The sequence below is a fragment of the Methanospirillum sp. genome (genome assembly GCF_035560735.1).
In the GTDB taxonomy this organism is placed as follows: domain Archaea; phylum Halobacteriota; class Methanomicrobia; order Methanomicrobiales; family Methanospirillaceae; genus Methanospirillum.
The window spans coordinates 1-3,903 of record NZ_DATMYY010000359.1 but is presented as its reverse complement, the minus strand read 5'-3'; the positions used below and the strand labels follow the sequence as shown (position 1 = coordinate 3,903).

General features: G+C 48.9%; 4 protein-coding genes. All 4 read left to right on the top strand.

What is annotated here, in order from left to right; translation table 11 throughout:
- Window positions 1-115 precede the first annotated feature (115 nt).
- The 4 genes from VN429_RS10735 (at window position 116) to VN429_RS10720 (ending at window position 3,833) form a co-directional block, all read left to right on the top strand.
- Window positions 116-619 (top strand): hypothetical protein, encoded by a 504-nt coding sequence (locus VN429_RS10735; protein ID WP_325633146.1) that lies wholly within the window; start codon window positions 116-118, stop codon window positions 617-619.
- Window positions 620-635: 16 nt separating this feature from the next.
- Entirely contained in the window at window positions 636-1,169 is a 534-nt protein-coding gene (locus VN429_RS10730; protein WP_325633144.1) for a hypothetical protein, read from the top strand.
- A 556-nt stretch (window positions 1,170-1,725) separates the two neighbouring features.
- Entirely contained in the window at window positions 1,726-2,136 is a 411-nt protein-coding gene (locus tag VN429_RS10725; protein WP_325633142.1) for a hypothetical protein, read from the top strand.
- The gene (locus VN429_RS10720; protein WP_325633140.1) at window positions 2,133-3,833 is read left to right on the top strand and encodes a hypothetical protein; all 1,701 of its coding nucleotides are present in this window, start codon (window positions 2,133-2,135) and stop codon (window positions 3,831-3,833) included. Before VN429_RS10725 ends, VN429_RS10720 begins: the two co-directional genes overlap by 4 nt.
- Window positions 3,834-3,903 lie beyond the last annotated feature (70 nt).

Here is a 3,903-nt window from a genome sequence, read left to right as displayed (position 1 = left end):
CTTCCGGATACGCGATTCATGAATTAATTTTCTCCTTTTTCATACCCCTTTAAAATTATTTTTCTATCCCGGTCGACATTATACATAGCCGTGAAATGCGGCTGGGAATCGAACAATGGCAGACTTTACAACCAAGAGTGTCACCAAGTCAGCTGAGCGAAAACTCAGCTCACCCATCGACACCGTCGCAAATTTCCTGGCACTTGTCCAGGACGTCATCGAGAACAACCCCTGGGGATGCACCTCGTACACCTCAAACAATCAAACTGTTGCCGGGGTCGTCAGGGGATCTGAACACTACTCAGGAAAGGTCGTGTATGAAAACGCAGAAGCAAAGACTGTCGGACAGATATCAGTCAGGGCTCCTTCTTCTGCGGCTTTCAGCACTGATGTGAGCACCATCATGGCTGCAACGGCAATAAACACCGCAATGGGGGGAACACCGTCACATGACAGTTCTGAAGACTCCTTTAGTTGTGCACTCAAATGCCACAACTCAAACGGTGAGAACTTCAGGGTCACGTTCAAGCGTGATGGTGTTGTTGTATCAGGATACGAAGCAGACAGTATCCTTTCAGGGATAGAAACCTGGGCAGACACCGTTGCTCTCCTGGCATAATCTCCGGGAGAGAAGAATGCGGTGGACCTTTCTGGCATATGGATCAGTACTCCTGATCCTCACCTCTCTCACCGGAGCAGAGTACCTTGGCACAACCATCAGCACAGATGGAACACTCCTGCTTTCAGGATCTGGTGAAGATACAAACGGCTCGTTTGCGTCCATGGTCATGACAGTAGGAGTATCAGAACTCTCACGGATTATAAACCGGGAAGAGTCCGGAATCGGGCTTTCAGTTCGTGGGTCTGGCCCGGTCCTCTTCTCTGATTATTCAACTGGCAAATCTATCTCCCCTGTAACACCAGTTTGTATCTTTCTAAAAAGCAACCGGCTCAATCCAGATAGCCAGGCAGAATTGTATACATCCGGCATCCTTGAACATGGAACCTACACCATGAGCAGGGTATCAGGGCCAGGCCTGACAGGGGAGACTCTGGTGAACGGTTCCGGGCTTATGATCCTTGGATCAGGACTCCAGGGAAATGATACTGCAGGATCATCAGGATTTGTATCAGGAAACATGACTGTCCATGATCTGGTCCGGTTCTGATCTCTGACATGAAAAGTGAGCTGATCTATGAACATTTGCGAAAGTGAATAAAAGTACCTGGTTTCCTTGTTTCATGATTTGGGCACGAAACATAACTAGACCAGATCACCCCGATCACTTTCGCCCTGTTTACCTAACCTTTAGATACTGCGGTACTAAATCACCATGTGCCATACTCATCCTGCCCGAACACAGACCCCCGTTAATGGCTGGTAATCTGACTGGTTCGTGCATTAATTGAGCATTTTATCAGCGGAACAAAAAATGACACATTCTGACATAATCAGACATGATGAAATCGGATGTCACAGATGATCATCACGGTGGATGCAAAGTGATCTCCTGACTTGTCAGGGAATCTTAGGTGGGATGGCAGAAACAGAATTGATGTGATCGTATGAATCAAATGAAAATAGACAAACCCCGCACAACCCTTCTCTATCTTGGCCGACCGGGAAGATTGGCGGGGGTAAACTACCTGTATAATTGTATGAGCGTTTGTACCTTTCTGTTATCCAGGAGTGCTTCTCATGGATTATAGGGGTATTCTCTGCGGATGGAGGTCAGAGGCTGGTATCCACGCCCCGGAATCGAGTTCTATACATATCTCTTGCATATCTGGGTGGTGACCGGGATGGCTGGCACTAACCTCACTTCCCGGGCAATTCTCTATGATGCGGTTGCAGAACTCAAACGCAGTGGATACACATCCATCAGGGTTGCAGGCTCATCACGGCTGTTTGATCTTATCGCATGGAACAGGGAGGAGTTCCTCTTTATTGCAGTCAGACGGACCCGGAACTCCGGGATATCCAAATACTCACACCATGTCAGCCAGTTATCTTCTCTCATCAGAGAGGCCATTCTGCCCGGACGTGTGCAATTCTGGATCTATGCAGTAAAAGAGTGGCACAGATATCAGATCCTTCCCGGTGGTGCCCTGCTTCTCAGGGGAGGGTTTCAATGACGTACCCAATCCGTTCTGCCTGCTCTGTCCTCTTTGAGCACGGTCAGACCGTTGAGGTCAGACTGATTGGGAAACGTGGGACAGCATCAGGGTTCTATAATAATTTTGACCGACTCAGTGCTGATGCAGTCTCGTTTGATAACCGGGGTGAATATGCAGGAACCTATGTCACCTTAAACCCGGTCAACCCTGACCTGCTTGCTCGCCGGGCCAACAGAATAGAGACACGGTTAGGCAGGGACGAAAAGTCAGCAGGTGACAATGATATTCTCTGCCGGAGATGGCTACCGGTTGATATTGATCCCATCAGGCCATCGGGAGTTTCATCATCTGAATCAGAGCATACAGCCGCGATAGAGAAAGCATCCCGGATTGCTGCATACCTTACTGATCTCGGATGGCCAGAGCCGGTTGTTGCTGACTCTGGCAACGGGGCACACCTGCTGTACCGCATTGATCTCCCAAACGATGAACTGTCCCGGGTTCTGGTCAAAAATGTACTTGAAACCCTGGATCTCCTCTTTTCAGATGAATCCTCAACCGTTGATACGTCTGTGTTCAACGCTGCAAGGATCTGGAAGCTGTATGGAACGACAAGCAGGAAAGGAGACAATATCGCAGCACGGCCACACCGAAAGGCAACGATACTCTCTGTCCCGGAAACTCTGGCGATAGTTCATACAGAGGCTCTCACATCTTTTGCAGAGATGCTTCCAAAAGAGGCAGACCCGATAGAGGCACCAAAGTCCCGCAAAGCGGCAGGGAAAGCAACAGAACTCAAATCATGGCTTGACCGGTATTCTATCGGGTACAGGCAGAAGCCATACGCTGGTGGATCACTCTTTGTTTTTGATGTATGCCCGTTCTCACGGGATCATACCGATGGTGCATATGCGATTCAATTCTCAAATGGAGGCATCTTTGCAGGATGCCACCATTCTTCATGTGGAGAAGGAAGACAGCGGTGGCCTGAACTTCGGGTGATGTTTGAAGGTCAGGCATCTTCAAGATCACGGGATGTTCAGGGCTGCGATCATTCAAACCCGGAGAAAAGACCAGCAGTATCAGTTCAAGTCCATTCATCAGAGTCCAACAAAGCAGGATCTCCTGATGTTCAGTCTGAATCCAGCGAGATTTCAAACATTGCGAAAACAATTCTCCAGGGTGGCAATCCTCTTTCGTTTATGCTTGAGACATTTGCCCAGGATCACATCGGCGATTCAGTAGTTGCAGAATGTCTGGTTCTGTCACTTGCATCCAGGAAGGTTATCAATGCACGTGGCCTGCATGTGTCAGTCACCGGGGAGTCAGGGAAAGGAAAATCCCATGCATTTGAGACCATGATGAGCCAGGTTCCTGAAGAACTCAGGCTTGAAGGGCGGATGAGTGAGAAGGCACTCTTCTACATCAAAAACATGCAGCCGGGAAGTGTGATAGCCCTTGATGATATTGCATTATCTGACCAGATGCAGGAGATTCTCAAAGGTGTCACAACCTCGTTTCGCCGTCCTTTCACCTACCGGACCGTGAACAAGGATCGTGTCGGTGAGACCTGTGTTATCCCTGAACGGTGTGTTTGGTGGGTTGCCAAGGTTGACGGGACCGGTGACGACCAGGTCTGGAACAGTGCGACGAGCAAAGTCATATTTAGGATTGCGGTGAAATTCCGCCGTTTTATCCATTCAAAATGTCTCTAATCTGATGTGCATCTCTGGTAACGGATTTGTTCAAAGCTCAGATGAAAACGCAGCGCAAGGATGAACCTGA